The 17163-nt window shown below is 37.8% G+C and carries 14 protein-coding genes and 1 pseudogene; 6 read left to right on the top strand and 9 right to left on the bottom strand.

Going from position 1 to position 17163, the window contains the following annotated elements:
- Positions 1–1111 precede the first annotated feature (1111 nt).
- The 4 genes from CSV72_RS16805 to CSV72_RS15275 all read right to left on the bottom strand — a co-directional run bounded on the left by CSV72_RS16805 (position 1112) and on the right by CSV72_RS15275 (position 3978).
- Positions 1112–1345, bottom strand: a complete 234-nt coding sequence (locus CSV72_RS16805; protein WP_158232243.1) for a hypothetical protein — start codon at positions 1343–1345, stop codon at positions 1112–1114.
- A gap of 269 nt (positions 1346–1614) precedes the next feature.
- Complete coding sequence (locus CSV72_RS15285; protein WP_099679074.1) at positions 1615–2457, bottom strand: hypothetical protein; 843 nt, start codon at positions 2455–2457, stop codon at positions 1615–1617.
- A 164-nt stretch (positions 2458–2621) separates the two neighbouring features.
- Positions 2622–2810: a hypothetical protein gene (locus CSV72_RS16800; RefSeq protein ID WP_099679073.1), complete on the bottom strand. Its 189-nt coding sequence runs from the start codon at positions 2808–2810 to the stop codon at positions 2622–2624.
- Complete coding sequence (locus CSV72_RS15275; protein ID WP_158232242.1) at positions 2803–3978, bottom strand: DUF3800 domain-containing protein; 1176 nt, start codon at positions 3976–3978, stop codon at positions 2803–2805. The genes CSV72_RS16800 and CSV72_RS15275 overlap by 8 nt, the downstream gene beginning before the upstream one ends.
- Positions 3979–4429: 451 nt before the next feature.
- Between CSV72_RS15275 and CSV72_RS15270 the strand changes: the two genes are divergently transcribed.
- Positions 4430–5329 carry a tyrosine-type recombinase/integrase gene (locus tag CSV72_RS15270; protein WP_099679071.1) on the top strand — a complete coding sequence of 300 codons (900 nt, stop codon included), beginning with the start codon at positions 4430–4432 and terminating at the stop codon, positions 5327–5329.
- A gap of 128 nt (positions 5330–5457) precedes the next feature.
- Here CSV72_RS15270 and CSV72_RS15265 read toward each other — a convergent pair whose 3' ends face one another.
- From CSV72_RS15265 to CSV72_RS15250, 4 genes and pseudogenes are all read right to left on the bottom strand, one after another.
- Positions 5458–6075 carry a recombinase family protein gene (locus CSV72_RS15265; RefSeq protein WP_099679070.1) on the bottom strand — a complete coding sequence of 206 codons (618 nt, stop codon included), beginning with the start codon at positions 6073–6075 and terminating at the stop codon, positions 5458–5460.
- Between the two features lie 200 nt (positions 6076–6275).
- Positions 6276–6614 (bottom strand): hypothetical protein, encoded by a 339-nt coding sequence (locus CSV72_RS15260; protein ID WP_143561184.1) that lies wholly within the window; start codon positions 6612–6614, stop codon positions 6276–6278.
- A gap of 56 nt (positions 6615–6670) precedes the next feature.
- A complete protein-coding gene (locus CSV72_RS17320; RefSeq protein WP_233191325.1) occupies positions 6671–7015 on the bottom strand; it encodes a phospholipase D-like domain-containing protein in 345 nt (114 codons plus the stop codon).
- A pseudogene (locus CSV72_RS15250) lies at positions 7008–7341 on the bottom strand (nucleoside triphosphate pyrophosphohydrolase). The gene CSV72_RS17320 and the pseudogene CSV72_RS15250 overlap by 8 nt, the downstream one beginning before the upstream one ends.
- A gap of 282 nt (positions 7342–7623) precedes the next feature.
- Between CSV72_RS15250 and CSV72_RS15245 the strand changes: the two are divergent.
- From CSV72_RS15245 to CSV72_RS15235, 3 genes are all read left to right on the top strand, one after another.
- On the top strand, positions 7624–9654 hold the full coding sequence (locus CSV72_RS15245) for a bifunctional diguanylate cyclase/phosphodiesterase (protein WP_099679067.1): 2031 nt from the start codon (positions 7624–7626) through the stop codon (positions 9652–9654).
- A gap of 146 nt (positions 9655–9800) precedes the next feature.
- Positions 9801–10706 (top strand): chemotaxis protein, encoded by a 906-nt coding sequence (locus CSV72_RS15240; RefSeq protein WP_099679066.1) that lies wholly within the window; start codon positions 9801–9803, stop codon positions 10704–10706.
- 235 nt (positions 10707–10941) lie between these two features.
- On the top strand, positions 10942–12297 hold the full coding sequence (locus CSV72_RS15235) for an acetyl-CoA carboxylase biotin carboxylase subunit (RefSeq protein WP_099679065.1): 1356 nt from the start codon (positions 10942–10944) through the stop codon (positions 12295–12297).
- Positions 12298–12374: 77 nt separating this feature from the next.
- On the opposite strand, the gene CSV72_RS15230 is transcribed toward CSV72_RS15235, so the two are convergent.
- Positions 12375–14522: a sigma-54-dependent Fis family transcriptional regulator gene (locus tag CSV72_RS15230; RefSeq protein ID WP_099679064.1), complete on the bottom strand. Its 2148-nt coding sequence runs from the start codon at positions 14520–14522 to the stop codon at positions 12375–12377.
- Between the two features lie 283 nt (positions 14523–14805).
- Here CSV72_RS15230 and CSV72_RS15225 point away from each other — a divergent pair, with 283 nt between their 5' ends.
- Positions 14806–16341, top strand: coding sequence for an acyl-CoA carboxylase subunit beta (locus CSV72_RS15225; RefSeq protein WP_369802932.1), 1536 nt, complete (start codon positions 14806–14808; stop codon positions 16339–16341).
- 25 nt (positions 16342–16366) lie between these two features.
- On the top strand, positions 16367–17152 hold the full coding sequence (locus tag CSV72_RS15220) for an enoyl-CoA hydratase/isomerase family protein (protein WP_158232239.1): 786 nt from the start codon (positions 16367–16369) through the stop codon (positions 17150–17152).
- Positions 17153–17163 lie beyond the last annotated feature (11 nt).

The raw sequence follows: 17163 nt of genomic DNA, 5'->3' as shown, positions 1-17163 counted from the left end.
TTGAATTTCACTGGAGATAGTTTCAGAGTTACAAACGCTTTATCGCGACAAAGATAAAAACTAAATTGAAGGCTGGCAAGCTTGTGTATTTTTCATTGCAAACTTATGCACTTTCTTCTTGCAAAACACAGTACTTGTCATATTTAGTTCTTATAAAAAGCATTAAGGCAATTACTAATAAGAATACCACACCCAAAATAATATAAATATATATCCAAACCGCTTCCTTTCCACATCTCTTCTATTTCAATTAATTCCAAACCCTTTTAGCACCAGATGAAAAGCATACTTTAAATAACGTATCCTGCCAGTTAACACATTAAGAAAAACCATAACGTTGTCACACTGGAGGTTCTCATTAATTAAGACGGAACGAGATAGTAAATAGTTACAACGATTTGGCCCGATTGAGGCACTAACCTTCTGCCGTTAATGCCCCCGATAAAGGCAAAGTGGTCAAGGTCCGTTGACTTGCGCTCCAGCCGGACGCGTTCCCGAGGGAGGGCGGTGAACCACACCCCTCACGTTGCTCGCCGGATGTTTCACCTGTCAAAGCTAAGATGTGCTCCTTCTCGCTACGCTTCACTCGCAAAAGACGTTCTTCGTTACGGCTCTCGCTGATCCTCCGGGAGTCGCCGGCTGTAGCGAAGATCAACTAGCCAACTACAGAGAAGCCTCTTCCATAAACGCACCCTTTTACAGAATTACCGCTGTTTCATGTTCATCGAGGATTTTATGAACACAATATATAAAATTACCCCCAGGCTTATAACAATTACGTAATAGTACCAGATTCCGAAGAGTAACAAATTTGTTAAAAAGCAACCTATCAGCACTGTCGCTCCTATTCCCAAGGAATGCTGAATCAGAGTGGAATAGAAGAATCTGTTACCTGCCTGGTAAACTAAAAACCCGATAGCCGGACTAATTACCGCAGAAAAAACAATTACAGAAATAAGCGTAAAATATAGCATAAGAATACTCCTTATCTATTGATAATCTGGCCCGATTGAAGCAAAAACCTTATGCAAGAATTGCACCCGATTGGTTTTTCTTCATAGTTTATTAAGATTCTCCTTTCATAACAATCGCACCCGATTCTAGAGTTATTTTAATTAACGAACAAAAAGATATATAAATCAATAGAAATGTATACCGTGAATACTAACGGAATTACAAATAGAAACTTACTTTTAGGTGATAGTTCTTTAATTTTATTTTTAAAAATAAGAGCTAGTAAAAACAATGAAATATATAAAACGACGAATAATGATGCTGGGAAAAACAACTGATATACTACTCGATCAATAAATGTTATATCGCCTGGATAATTGGAAGCAGCCATACTACGGCTTATGTCAATATAAATATGACTAGCCCATCTCCAAAAATAAGTAGTTAAAATGCTTATTAGTAATGCTATAAAAACCATATTTCTTACTCCATTTCTAACATTCATTTCTTAAATCTGGCCCGTTTGTTTAATGATTTATATTTCTCTCAAATTCTTATTGCAAGTAAAAGAAGATATGCAAACACTAATAATGAGCCATGTAATATAAATTCGTATAAGTCAGCGCTTTAGGTTTTTACCTTTATAGATAATTGTAAATATCAATCCAAGAATTTCAAATTTGCAGTTAAACTTACCGATATTCCTTCATGAAGATATGTATTACTTACGTTAGTTATATCCTCCAGTGAACCAATTTCAATTGGACTTTCCAATATTTTTTTGATTCCTATGTCATCCGTATTTATGATTATTCTCGCTTCACTTTGATTTTCAAACCGTTTATGCTTAATTGCTAATTCTTTAGGTGGTCTTTGTCCAAAATCCCACCAACCATATTTACCATTTTCATTAAAATCTAAATAGCGAACGGGTGTAATAATAATTTCTTCTCTACTTAGTCCTAATGCCATAAGGGCATTGATAATTCTTTGTTCAAACTCCTTGTAATTGTTAATAAATATAACTGCCGGTTTATCATTTTGATTTAATTTCTCTACTTCGTGAGGATCTAGATCATCCATAAAGTCTCTGAAATATGATGCTGGTACTGTTGCTGATAATCTGCTTTCTCCTTCTTCATTAGGACAATCAAACATACTTTGTTTTAAAATATAAAAGCAAAAACATGGCAACTCCATATCTCTAGATTTCTTCAAGTAAACGCGCTCACCAAGGGACATACGTATTAAATCCGAATACTTTTTATATTTCCGATTCAATTCATCTACACGCTCAATATCAAATATATTAAACGTCGCCATTGTGCCTTCTAATTTGTCTCCACGCCCTTCGCCTTTTTCAAAAGCATAATTAACCCAAGAGCTAGGGGTGCTAAATTTAATCTCACCCTTTTTAAAAAAGTTTTCAGCATATTTTTGAGTAGTACAGCGAAATACCGATGCAAAGCTATCAGGTTCTGCCCATACATTTTTCTCTTCCACTTTACAAAACCACCCTTTTTAACTTAAATTCAATGTCTAAGATTAGGCGGTTTCCTCTTTAAAAGAATGAATGAGCCGCGTCTAATTTAGTATTAGCTTTTTATGAAGTAACCCAAATTAATTTTCGTAGTAAATCAACTACGCATATTAAAAAAGTGGCCAGTTTATTTAATTATGGTGAAAGGTTTAGGCGTACCAAATGAATAAACTTCTTGAATCTTCACTCTCTCTACAGTTAGATATATACCGTTGATTACTGCAATGTTTTCCTTCTGCAAATTGGCAGCTTTTGAACAAAAAAAGAACATCAGATCCACAATTCCAATTACTTGAGGAAGTATTAAGTTAATCAAACATAAACAGAACGGAATGGTCACTGTTATCTTCCATTTCAACATCTGTTCTTTCGACTTCACGAGCAGAAATATTAATTTCATTTATTCCTACGGCATCTAAAATATATTCAGCTAGCTTATCCTTATTATTATTACCTGGATTGTTATACTTTCTGTTAATCGACGCTGCAAACAAATCTGCAAATTGTAAGAATATATTCTTCTGAGAATCCATGCAAATTAATTGATCCATTACTAAATCATCTCCATGATGAATTTTAAAATTATCTCCGATTTCTTGTTTTATATTCTCTATGACTAACTCACTTTCTCCATCATAATCTTTTGTTAAATTAATTTTATGAGGTAATGAAATTCTTTCAGAACTAATTTCATGATCAACACCTAATCTCACAAATTGATAATATAGCTTGATAACTAAATCGGATATTGACATTCTATTAATTTTTGTTTTATTTACTCCAACTGCCTTAAAACTAATCATTGCACTGTTTTGCATAATAAGATCAAAAAACTCTTTATAGAGTTCTAAATGATCACTGCTGTTATTTTGTAATTTCATGAAATGAAATTCTTTCGGTAAATTCACACCCGCTTTTTCCTTTTCTATTGACCACTTAACAAAGTCCCGTTGAACTTTTGAGGCAACTTGACTTTCTAAAAACCAAACACCTGCAACAAATACATAATCAGCAGTTTTACCAGTCTCATCTGAAAAAACATCAATTGATTTATAAGAAGGTTTGTCTAATAGCTGACTTTCTTTTTCTTCCTCTTCTCGAGTTCTTCTTCTTCGCCTTACTTCATCATCTGCCCTGAAAAGCTGATACTCATTTTGGATTTTAGCTCTAGCTCTTGTGATAGAGGTCAAACGCTCTAGTTTATATAGATCTTTTAAATTGACAGTTTCAGAAGTTATACCATTATAAACACGCCAGTATTGCATTTGCAGAGTAAGATCAGAATTTCTTGTATTAGGATATCTATTCAAAATACTTGCTACACGAGTAGTAAGTTTTTTATCATCTCCAGCTTGAATAGCTTTCCATAACTCATCTGCTTTACTCTTTTTTTCCTCGTTCTTAAATCTTTCTTTTTCTATTTCTTCTTCACTTTTTTCATCTGGACCTACTTCTTCAATAACATCCTTATTACTTTCAGACATAATACAGCCCTCCAGGTCTTCTGTCAGCAATTTCATTTCTTTAAAATGGCCCGCTTACGGAATATCGGCTTTACTACGAATTAGCCGAGTTTGTATAACAAGTATAACATTTCCATTTCTGAAAAGTATATTTATTGTCCGGAAAGGATGAAATGGTAAATGTACTGTTATTCACTGGTATAATCTATTTCACGACTGGTGCATTTCGTTGGCTGTAATCAAAAGTTAAACAGGATATTACAGGCTGAAATTATACAAAACTTTCAAAATGATTTAAAAGGAAAAAAAGCAAATTCAATTATATTAAGAACAATCGTTTATAAGAGACAGCCAAGGAGTTTCTAATATACTTCTTTACCTCTTTTGTATTGCCTCATAATTATTTTTAAAAATCAATCTGTCAATAATGTTAACCAAGATTGGTTTTTAAAATAAGTGGGGAGGAAAAAGGATGTCAGATTTCAAATTAGCAAAGCACCAAGATACAAGTGAGACCAAAAAACGTTACCACGACAGAAAAATTCATATTGATAAAAAGATGGGGGAGATTCCAAGACAATATGAAGGGGATATTCGAAGATACAAGGAATATTGTTCCCGTACGGGTCAAATAGTTGGAACAGAGGCGCTGCTTGATTATTTATATATATCGTTGACCATACAAAGAATAAAAAAAACGACATGGGAACGTAGACTGGCAGCTATTAGAAAATACTTAAGTGTAATGCATAGTATAGAATTCAAAGGAGAGGCTAGAGTTGCATACGAGCTTTCAGCGATGCGGAAAATGTATCGTGAAGATGAATATGCCCATTTAATTCAGGTTCGAGGAAAATCAGCCATTGATAAGAGAGAATTGATGGATACTCTTAATAAGCTACCGATAAGAGCAAAAGCAATTTGTTTAGTTAATCTTGTAACTGCTAACCGACCTAATGAAATGGTTCGTTTAAAAATATCAAACTTTGATTTAAAAAACAGATCCGTTCATGTTTATTTGAAGAAACAAAAAAGGTGGCATACTAAACGGCTCACACCAGAAGTTATTATTGCAATTGAAGAATATATACGTGAATACAATCTTAAAACAGACGATTACTTTGTAGGAAGAGTATATAAGAATGAACGCTATGAGAGCGCAGTTATTAGTGAAATAGGCTATTGTAAGGCTTTGAAGCGGTGGACTGGGGGACTTACCGGATACAATTTCAGAAAAAGCCAGGTGGTAGCGATGCACACAGCAGGTGCAGATTTACCAACTATCGCGCAACAAACAGGACATAAATCACTTGAAACTTTAGTTCAGCATTATCTAACGGTATCTGAGACAACTTTGGACAAATATTTATAGGTATATACGAGATATAAACTTGGTTATTATAAAACTGTTGAATTCCGAAAATTTAAAGCAGTCGTTGTAAGTATATAAAAAACCTCTTTTGCCATTCTCGGTAAAGGAGGTTTTAAGAGTTTCTTCTATTATAATGTGCCCGATGTTTCACCTTCGAGTGCTTTCACTAATTTATAAAAACTAGTTTTCTTAACCCCAGCTTCTTGCATTGCTTGCACGGCTGTTAATTCTTTAGCTTTCCATTTTCTATAAACCTCTTTAAACTCTTCTGAAAGCAGAACTTTAGGTCTTCCAAACTGAACCCCATTTTGCAACGCCAAATCAATTCCTTCACGCTGCCGTTTTCGAATGCGTTCTCGTTCCTCTTCAGCCATCCAGGAAAGGATCTGCAAAACTAAATCCGCGATAAAGGTTCCCATGCTGTCTTTATATTGCGTGGTATCGAGTAACGGCATATCCATTACAACAATATCGGCTTCGATGTTCTTCGTCAGATCATTCCATTCCTGCAGGATTTCTTCTTTGTTACGACCAAATCGATCCAGCGAATGGATATACAATACGTCACCTTTTCGGATAACCCTTTTAAGCAATTGATAGTTTACACGTTCAAAGTTCTTTCCGCTTTGCTTATCCAAATAAATATCGCGTTCATTAATATCTAACTTTTTCATAGCATCCAATTGCCGACCTTCATTTTGATCTTTGCTGCTGACGCGTATGTAACCAAATTTGCGTTGTTCCATAATTCACCTCGAAAAAGATTCTTTCCTTATAGTATACCTGAAAATCGTTCGTATAAGTATGTGCAAATTAATGAACGTTCGCAAAGTGTTTTTACACATTTATGAACATTATTTACACTGTTTTTTTATCTATTTCAAACCGTTCGTTAAAGTGTAGTTATACGAACGTGATAAATAGGATGCAATAATTACGAATTTATTCAACCATTAAAAAGAATTAAAATAAAATGAATTTGGGTTGCTTTTTCAAAGTATCTACCATTTGGGGTTCGGTGTGTGTTTGCGGTTTGATTGAGCGCAGTAAGAGCTAGTTCTTGTGCAGGGCGTGGATCTAAGACAGATGATTGATAAGGTGCTGTTGGATCGACGGTGCTGCTTTCTTCTTGTTCTGTGGTACCGAATGTCATTTCGATTTCAGATTTAGGTTCCCATACTGAACTAAAGGGTAGTTTGCGATTCGTTTCATCGTATCGTGTTCTATACAATTCGATTTGTTCATTGTTGATTGGTACTGTGTTCGCCGATAAGAACATCTTCATGAATTCATTCGCAGACGTTCCATTCGATACCTTTTGTCAAAGCGGAGCGCGATAAGTTAGAAGATCCTATAATGACGGTGGAGCCGTTTTGAGATTTGAATAGATACGCTTTTGGATGGAAGGATGTACCGCCACTTTCGATCATGCGAAGTTCGGCAATCGGCAATCGGTAATCCTTCAAGTAATAATTGCAGTGCATCCGGCTGGGTAATCGATAAATAATCACCGGTCAGTATTTTGATATCAGCGCCACGCAAAGAAGCATCGCGTAAAGCGGGGAGTACTTCGTTTACTCCAGATTTCATCATGAATGCTGTCATCCAGTAGATCGTATCCCCTTCCGTAGTTAGCCGCTTTAAGTCATCTAGCAAGTTTTTCGTCAGTAGGCGAAGTTTAGTCATCCGCCAGTTCCACCAAATAAATTCTCTCATTAAATCCGCCACGTGGTTTAGCTTTCTCTGCGCGTAAAGCTTCCAGTTCCTCTACTGTTACACCATGATAAGCAGCTGCTGCATGAATGAGTTCAAGTAAGTCGGATAGTTCTTCGACAGCATCTTCCGCGTTATTCGCTTCTTCGTATTCAGCCAGTTCTTCATGCATTTTATTGTTTATTTCTGCTATGTATTGTGAAACATTTAATAGACGGGTTACGCAGGTTTTTCCGTCCGCTTCGATGATCACGGATCACGGGAATGAGGTCGCGTACGAGTTTATTATAGATGGGCATAGGGATCTCTCCTTCAATTCCGTAATTTGCTTTATTCTACCATAATCCTTCATAAACTGTGATAACTAAAAGAGCTTCACTGTCTAAATGTCGAAATATATAGTATTCCTAGTAACATTAAATTAAAATGTCGTAGCTATCTCTGAAAATCATTGACTAGTATAGGTGAATAGTAAATAATAAACAGTAAGCAACACCTTTTGTATAAGGTTGTTTATGAGCACTTCGAATCATTAATTAGTATGAACTTCCCTTTTTAGAGGGATTGAGGAGGTGGAGCGAATGTTTTCGACACCAGACTACCAAGAATACACACAAATTTTCGGAACATATTCATTGAAGATGATTTTATTATCGTTTTTAGTGATGGGATTCGCATCCTACACCACACTCGTATTATATGAACGCATGCAAAAACCAAGTATCTTCAAACGGGGCGTATGGTTGGTACTCACTTCCTTGTCCTTGGCATTTGGGATTTGGTCTACTCATTTTCTAACAATTAATTCTCAATTGTTGCCTATTGAGATTCATGTACATTACGGTTGGGCAATCATTTGTATTTTACCTATCTTTATTGCAATGTTGCTGGCATTTCAACTTGTGCAAGGTCCGTTGAGAGTTTGCTGGCGGCATGTAATTGCTGCGCTCTTTATTGCGATTGGGATGAGTACTATGCATGTACTTGGCATGAAAGCAATCAAGCTGAATGCCCATGTCAGTTTTGATTGGAAATTAGTGATTGCGAGTAATCTAGTGGGTGGATTATTTGCCTACCTAGCGATTCGTGGAGTGAGTAAGGCGAAGCGTGTCGGGATCTCTAAAGTGTTCGCTACACTGTATTTGACAGTAGGTACGCTAGCGATGCATTATTTTGTCATATTCGGCACCAACTATTATATAGAAGAAGGACAAGCGTTAAGTGAGTCCGTTATGCATATGGAGATTATGAATACGTTGATCGCCGTTGGGGTTGGGCTGTTGCTACTTGGGATGTTATTGACTTCCTATATTGACCGTTACGTCGATTATTGGCTGAAGTTTTTCGATGTTCTGACGAAACTGCCGAATCGGCGGAATTGGGAGCGTTGTTTGACGGAAGACGTCGCAGTGGGAGATGTCGCGATTTGGAATTTCCCAGATCTGCCGCGCATCAATCAATTATACGGCTACTCAGAAGGGGACAAGATTTTACAGCAAATCGGATCGTTGCTTGCGAAGTGGAAGCCTTCTTACGCTCAGCTGTATCGTGTCAGCGGAAATCGTTTTCTTTTTTGTATCGAACATGCAGGACGAACTGCAGATTTTTATAAAAACTTAGTCATCATGCAGCGTGAAATGGATCAACTACTGCCTATTAAGAACCAAGAGATGCGCTATGCATGTGGTTTAGCCAAGGCTGATCAGAACAAGTCTGTGAAAACGTTATATAAAGAATCGTTAATGGTCGTGGAACAAGCGGCAGCTTCACATGAATGGGGATTGATGACGTTCAATCCAGCCATCCACGGTATGTCTTACGAGCAAGATGTTTTACGTGATATTTCTCAGGCGCTTGATGAAAAACACATTTATCTTGTCTATCAACCGAAAGTAAAAGGTACTTCTCATGAATTTGTTGGCGTGGAAGCATTGCTCCGTTGGACGCATCCAAAACTTGGAGCGATTCCGCCAGCTACGTTCGTTCCAATCTTGGAGCAAGAAGGGCGAATGGGGGAAGTGACGGACTGGATTATTCGTGAAGTGTGCAGACAGATTCATAACTGGGATTCCCAAAGTATTCATGTACCGCAAGTAGCAATCAATATTCCAGGTGAATACGTGACCGATCCGCATTTACTCGATCTGTTATGGAAAGAAACCAATGCGTACCGGCTGGATCCAGGTCGTATTGAACTGGAGATGACGGAAACGAGTACGGCGAAGTCCACCACCCAGGCTATTGCTGCGATGAAGCGATTCAGGCGCTATGGATTTTCAATTGCCCTCGATGATTTCGGCACAGGCGTGTCGTCTTTATCCTTTTTACAGCAGATGCCCATTACTACGCTAAAAATCGATAAGTCCTTTACGGATGGGGTACCGGCACCAGCGAAGAAGTGCGCGGTACTAAATGCCATAATAGCGATTGGCTGCTCGATGGATCTAACCATAGTCGTCGAAGGTGTAGAGAGAGTAGAACAAGTGGAATTCTTACTGGATTTGAAATCGGATTTGACTTTCCAAGGGTACTATTTCTCGAAACCTTTGACGGTTCCGCAGTTTGAAAACTGGCTGACGGAGTCGAATAAGCTGGGGTTCGTACATCCATGACCTGATGTGGTTACGAGATTTATTTATATTTCCATAGATTGATAGTTAATTGGTGTGATATACTAGTTCTATCGCACCAATGAATTGTATATTCTATGAATACATACATTAGCAATAGACCATATCGTCTGAGAGGGTGGAAGAATTTGTCCAATGATTCAGGAATTTTATTGGAAAGCGGCACAAATGAGCTGGAGATTGTCGGATTTGAGATGCAAGGAAACCGCTATGGCATTAACGTGATCAAAGTGAAGGAAATCATTATGCCATTGAAGATTACACCGATTCCCCATGCGCATTTTGCGGTGGAAGGAATTATTCAGCTGCGCGGTGAAGTATTGCCAGTTGTCAGTATGGAGAAAATCTTAGGAATGGCACCTTCAAGTCATCCAGAAGATGCAAAGTATATCGTCGCTGCGTTCAATAAACAAACCGTCGTTTTCCGCGTACATAATGTAACGCAGATCCACCGTATTTCTTGGAATCAAATCGAGAAACCTTCTGGCATTTATGCAGCAGAGAACTCCCAGGTGATTGGCGTCATCAAACTCGATGGCGATATGTTGTTGCTGCTTGATTTCGAAAAGATCATTATGGATATTAATCCGGATGCAGGGATTAACGTGGAGCAAGTGAAGAAGCTTGGGAAGCGTGAGCGTTCAGATAAACGTATTTTGATTGCGGAAGATTCGCCCTTATTGCGTAAGTTATTGTATGACACGCTCAGTGAAGCCGGCTACGCGAATCTCGACTTTTATGAAAACGGGAAAGATGCGTTTGATTATCTCGGGACGCTAGTTGCGGATGGCGTGGATGTGAAGAAGGAAGTCCAGTTGGTCATCACGGATATCGAGATGCCGCAAATGGACGGACATCACTTCACGAAACGCATTCGCGAAACCCCTCAACTTGCCGGAATGCCGATTATTATCTTCTCTTCACTCATCACAGATGACTTGAAGCATAAAGGGGACAGTGTCGGAGCTGACGATCAAGTAAGTAAGCCAGAAATCGCCGAATTGGTATTGAAGATCGATAAGTATATATTGTAAATTAGGACTTCCGCGTAAATGCGGTGGTCTTTTTTCTTTTTGTGCATTTCAAGACCGAGATGGTTGTGTAAGTATCCAGACAACTGTCTAAAATAGCTACACTTGATTAAATCTATAGAAACTGAATATGCGAAAGTATAAGGCTATGCTACTGTTTAATGTTGGCATAACTCTTGCAAGTATATAGTTGAATCATAAATCAGTTGTACAGATAGAAAGAGAGGAGATTCAATTTATGTTCAACAAAATATTAATTGCGAATCGTGGAGAAATCGCTGCAAGGGTGATTAGAGCATGCAAAGAAATGGGAATTAAAACTGTTGCAATCTATTCGGAAGCAGATGCACAATCTTTGTACGTTAAGGCTGCCGATGAAGCATACTTAATTGGACCAGCCCGTGTGAATGAAAGTTATTTGAATATAGACAAGATCATTGAGGTTGCGAAAGAATCTGGAGCTGAAGCTATTCATCCAGGTTACGGTTTGCTTTCGGAAAACGTACAGTTTGTAAAAAGTTGCGAAGAAGCAGGGCTAGTTTTTATCGGACCGAAATCTGAAGCAATAGATAAAATGGGTAGCAAAATCGAATCAAGAAAATTGATGGAAAAAGCCGGTGTACCAATTATTCCTGGTATTAACCATTCATTAGAGAATGCAGAAGAGGCTGTTGCAGTTGCAGAGAAAATTGGTTATCCTATCATGTTAAAAGCTTCTGCTGGTGGTGGAGGAATTGGTATACAGACGGTGAGGAACAGCGAAGAATTGACGAAGGCGTTTGTTAGTAATCAAAAAAGGGCGACAGACTTTTTTGGGAATGGTGATATCTTCATTGAAAAGTTTGTAGAATGTCCTAGACATATTGAAATTCAAATATTAGCTGATAGTAAACAAAATACGGTCTACTTATGGGAAAGAGAATGTTCCATACAACGGCGCCATCAAAAAGTATTAGAAGAAGCACCATCTTCATTTTTGGATGAGGAAACAAGAGTGAAAATGGGCGAGGTTGCTGTGAAGGCTGCTAAAGCAATCGGATACGTCAATGCTGGAACCATTGAATTCTTAGTAGACGAAGACAAGAACTTCTACTTTCTTGAAATGAATACCAGATTGCAAGTAGAGCACCCAATAACAGAGGAAATCACAGGAATTGATATCGTTAAAGAACAAATCAATATTGCAGCAGGAAAAGACCTGCCATTCGGACAAAGTGAAATTAAAAAGTTGGGTCATGCTATTGAAGTACGAATTTATGCAGAAGATCCAAGGACATTTTTCCCGTCCCCCGGTGAAATCACCAAACTGGAATTGCCGAGTGGTGAAAATGTGCGACATGAACTGGCGATAAATGAGGGGTCAGTCATCACGCCATTTTACGATCCTATGATTGCGAAGTTAATTGTGAAAGGAAATACAAGAAATGAAGCTATTGAAGAGATGAAGAAGGCTCTTGATCAGTATATTGTAGAAGGAATTAAAACGAATATCCCTATGTTAAAAGAAGTTATTGCGCACAAAGCATTTTCAGAAGGTAATACGACGACAAACTTTGTAGAAGAACATCTGCGAGAAAAGTTAGCTCAGTTATGAAGATAAAGAGTTATAATACACTATAAAAGACAGATTGCCTGGGCTCCATATTTTATTGGAGTTAGGCAGTCTGTTTTTTATTCGTCGATCTTAAAACTCGACTTTTCTTTGATTTGGAACTTTTCAATTTTGTAATAGAGAGACGAACGGCTGATGCCTAACATTTCAGCTGCTTTGGTTCTATTGCCATCTGTTTTTGTGAGCGCTTCAATTAACAGAGACTTCTCGGTGTTATTAATTAGCTCTTTTCGGTTGAAAACATTAGATTGTGAAGGCGATTGTAGAACTCCTTGTCGAGGTAATTCTTTGGGTTGAATTCGTGATTGATCAAGAAGTATATTATCCGCGTTAATCCAATTACTAGTAGTAAAGTGAAACGCACGCTCCAATACATTCTCTAACTCTCTAACGTTCCCAGGCCAATTGTGTTGGGCTAACTTTTCCAAAGCATCATTTGTTATGCCGTTAATTGGTTTAAACGTTTTTGATTTGAATTTATTAATGAAAAATTCGGATAGGAGCGAAAAATCTTCGGGTCTTTCACGAAGAGGAGGTATGTGTAACTGTATAACATGGAGTCGGTAATACAAATCTCCCCTGAACGATCCATCTTGAACCATAGCAAGTAGATCTTTATTTGTTGCTGCTATGATTCTTACATCCGTTTGTATTGTTTTAATCCCGCCTACAGCTTGAAATTCTTTTTCTTGTAATACCCGCAAAATTTTCACCTGCAACGACAATGGCATGTCACCAATTTCATCTAAAAATAACGTCCCACTTTTCGCTAATTCAAACTTCCCCGGTTTTCCACCTTTTTTTGCCCCAGTAAAGGCACCATCTGCGTATCCGAAAAATTCGGATTCCAAAAGTTCTTCCGGTATGGCGCCACAATTAACAGTAATAAATGCTCCTGGTCTCTCAGAAGCTTGGTGAATTCCTGCAGCAAATAATTCTTTTCCTGTCCCGCTTTCTCCAGTTAATAAAATGTTCGAGAATGACTGCGCAGCAGTATAGGCATCATTTTTGAGGCTATTAAGTTGTTTGTTTTTCGAAATGATCAGTCCAAATGGATTGTTTTCAAGTGAGACCTTCAGAAGTTCTCCACGATAATATGAGATTTCTGTTTCAAGACGCTCCATTTGTTGTAAAAGGTCTTTCCAGTCTCCTAATTGTTTAAATATAAACTTAAATATAGCCCCGATATTTTTACCCTCTTCAATGATAGGCATTTGAGACAATATGGCTTGCCGACCTTTAATCTGTAAAAGTTCTCCCGCAATACTTTCATTGTGAAGAATACTTTTATCGGCCGGTATTTCTGGCAGAAGAGTTTTTATTTGTTGATTGATTACTGCTTTTGTAGATTGATATCCGAGTAATGACAAAATACCATGGTTAGCTCTTGTAATTATACCTTCCGAATCTGTTATCAGAACCCCATCGTAAGAGAGTTCTAATGCACTATCTAACGTTTTTTCAATGCTTTTTGTGATTTTCAATTCCTTTGCAATTTTCTCTAGTTCGGTGATTTCTTTTAGTACTACAATTGCTCCGATTACAACGTCCCATTCTGTGATTGGAATAAAAGTTGCAATCGTTGTTGCTTTTGAAAAATGTACTTTTTTTACGAAACGGCTTTTAGTTGTAATGGAATCCTTTAGATTTTTGAATAGAGTATGTGATATATCCAAGATTGATAGGTTTATTAATTCATCATTTTGAATTTCGATAATGGTAACAGCAGCAGTATTTACTGAAGTTATACGCATCTCCAAATTAACTGAAATGATGCCATCTTCCAAGCTATTCACCAAAGAAGATAATTGGTTGGCGGAACTTTTTGTATCAGTAATCAATCCTGAAATTACTTCTGCTGTTGCTAAAATACCTGTGACATGGCCTGCCTCGTTTAGAACGACAGCATGTGCAACGTTTTTTTCGATTAATAATTTCTTACCATAAATAAGATAATCATTTTCGTTCAGCGTAACGACGTTTTTAATAATAACCGGTTCAATTACTGCATCAAATGCTTCGTTTTCCAGTAGCAAGCGATATAAAGAGTATTTTGTAACGATACCTAAGAAGTGTTCATTTTTATAGACACAAGCGATGTCCTGCTTTCTATTTAAAAATAGTTTCATAACGTCTTTTGCGGTGGCGACATTGGAAACTTTAATAAAGTTTGAAGAAGCAAGTTGGTGAACTTTGATAGGTAACATCTCCTTTTGATTGATGAATCTCGGTATTACTCGATGTTTCAATAGTAGTCTAACAAGCTAATGCTTAAATTTACTAAAATACTGGATAATTTAAGTTTATATGGCAAAGAAAAGAAAATCAATACAACTGTGCGAATGTTTGTACATCTACTATAAATTCTACACATTTGGCTATACAAATATAATCACAGTTTAGAAGAAGTACACGGTTTGTCTGTAAGTAATAGTTGGCATGACTCTTGCAAAGTATATAAGTGAATTAAAAATAGGCTTATGAGGAGTGGTGCAATTGCGTAAAGATTATCAAAAGTACTTATCAGAGAAAGAACGAATCTTAAAGGGTGGAAGAGAAAAGTATCATAAACAAAATGAAGACCAAGGTAAGTTATTTGTCAGGGAGAGGTTAGAAATGCTTTTTGATCCGAATTCGATTGTCGAGGATGGGTTGTTCGCGAATAATCTGGATCCATCGCTTCCGGCAGATGGCAGTGTAACAGGAATCGGAGAAATAAATGGTCGAACTGTATGTTTCTTAGCTGCAGATTCAACTGTTAAGGCAGGCTCATGGGGGCCGAAATCAGTTGAAAAAAATATTCGTATCCAAGAAAAGGCTGCGGAATTAAAAATACCTATTATATATCTTATCGATTCGGCAGGGGGAAGGATAACAGAACAGTTAAATGTTTTCCCTGGAAAAAGACAAGGGGGCAAGATATTTTACAACCAAATCCAACTATCAGGTGTGATCCCTCAGATCACAATTTTATTTGGGCCGTCGCCAGCAGGATCAGCGTATGTTCCAGCATTTTCTGATTTGGTTATTATGGTTGATGGAAATTCAAGTGCGTATCTAGGATCTCCGAGAATGGTAGAGATGGCAATTGGCGAAAAAACCACAATGGACGAAATGGGTGGCGCTAGAATGCATTGTTCGGTAAGTGGGCTAGGTGATGTGTTAGTAGATAGTGAGGAAGAAGCGATTGATGCTTGTAAACGATACTTAGGGTATATGCCTCAGTCTTGGAAAGATGGTCTTCCTGTAGAAAAAGGAGTAGACCCAGTTAGTGGAAGAGACGTGAAAGAGATAGTTCCTTTAAATGAGAATACGCCGTTTGATATGTATGAATTGATTGATCAAGTAATTGACGAAGGAAGCTGGTTTGAATACAAAAAGCTATTTGCGCCAGAGTTGATTACAGGATTTGCACGATTGAATGGAGAAGTTAAAGGAATTATTGCCAATCAATCCAAAGTCAAAGGTGGAACATTATTCGTTGATTCACCAGACAAGGCTGCACGATTTGTGATGATTTGTAACGCGTATAATATTCCTTTGCTTTATTTGTCAGATGTACCTGGTTATATGATTGGCTCAAAAGTAGAGCAGAGTGGAATTATCCGCCATGGTGCCAAGATGATTTCAGCACTTTCAGAATCAACGGTTCCCATTATTTCATTAGTAGTTCGAAAATGTTACGGCGCGGGTCTTTATGCAATGGCAGGACCGGCATTTGGTTCTGATGTAGTGTTAGCGTTGCCGAGTGCACAAATAGCGATAATGGGTCCACAAGCCGCAGTGAATGCAGTCTATTATAACAAGATTCAAGAGCTTCCCGAAGATGAGCGCGCGGCTTTCATAGATGAAAAAAGAAATGAATACTTGAAGGATGTGAATCTTTTCAAAGTAGCTTCAGAATTAATTATTGATGACATAGTCGGATTTGATGACATTCGGACTGAAGTGATTCGCAGATTCAAGTTTTATAAGACAAAGTCTGTTATGAAGTACGAAAAACGTAATGCGATACATCCAGTGTGATGAGTAAATAGTTAGGGGGATGAAAATGAGTTATGAAACTGTGTTATATGAAACATCCGAGAATATAGCGAAGATTACTATGAACCTTCCTGATAAGAGAAATCCTTTAGACGAACAGTTAACAAGCGATTTAAAACACGCGATCCAAAAGGCAGATAGTGATACAGAAGTCCATGCCATCATTTTAACGGGAGCGGGGAAAGCATTTTCTGCAGGTGGAAATTTAAAGGACTTTAAAGAGTACGCTGAAAAGCCGGTTCCGCAACTTTACCAAGAGGGTTTGAAAAGTACAGAGTTATTTAAGCTAGGCGCAATTGTAAAAACTCCCATAATTTCTTCTGTTAACGGCGCAGCACTTGGTGGTGGAACAGGTCTCGTAGCGATGTCGCATATTGCAATTGCATCAGATCAAGCGAAACTAGGACTAACTGAAATGAAATTGGGACTTGTTCCATATGTAATCTTGCCGTGGGTAAGGCGGGCTGTCGGGGATCGTCGTGTCATGGAGATGATGTTGACAGCAGAAGTGATGGATGCTGAAAAAGCAAAAGAATATCAATTGGTGCATCATGTAGTGCCCCATGATCAGTTAGAAGAAAAGACATGGGAACTTGCGAAGACGGTCGCATCTCATAGCCCATTGGCGGTTGGGCTAGGCATGGAAGCATATTTCGCAACAGAGCAAATGGACTTTATGAGGTCTTTCGATTACCTATCTACACTAAGACTCGTGTCCTTTAAAAGTGAGGATTTAAACGAAGGTGCATCCGCATTTTTAGATAAAAGAAAACCAAAATGGACAGGGAAATGAGGAGGAATAAT

It is taken from the genome of Sporosarcina sp. P20a (genome assembly GCF_002743175.1).
Classification (GTDB): domain Bacteria; phylum Bacillota; class Bacilli; order Bacillales_A; family Planococcaceae; genus Sporosarcina.
Note: the sequence above shows the minus strand (reverse complement) of the source record. Positions and strands in the feature narration are given on the sequence as shown.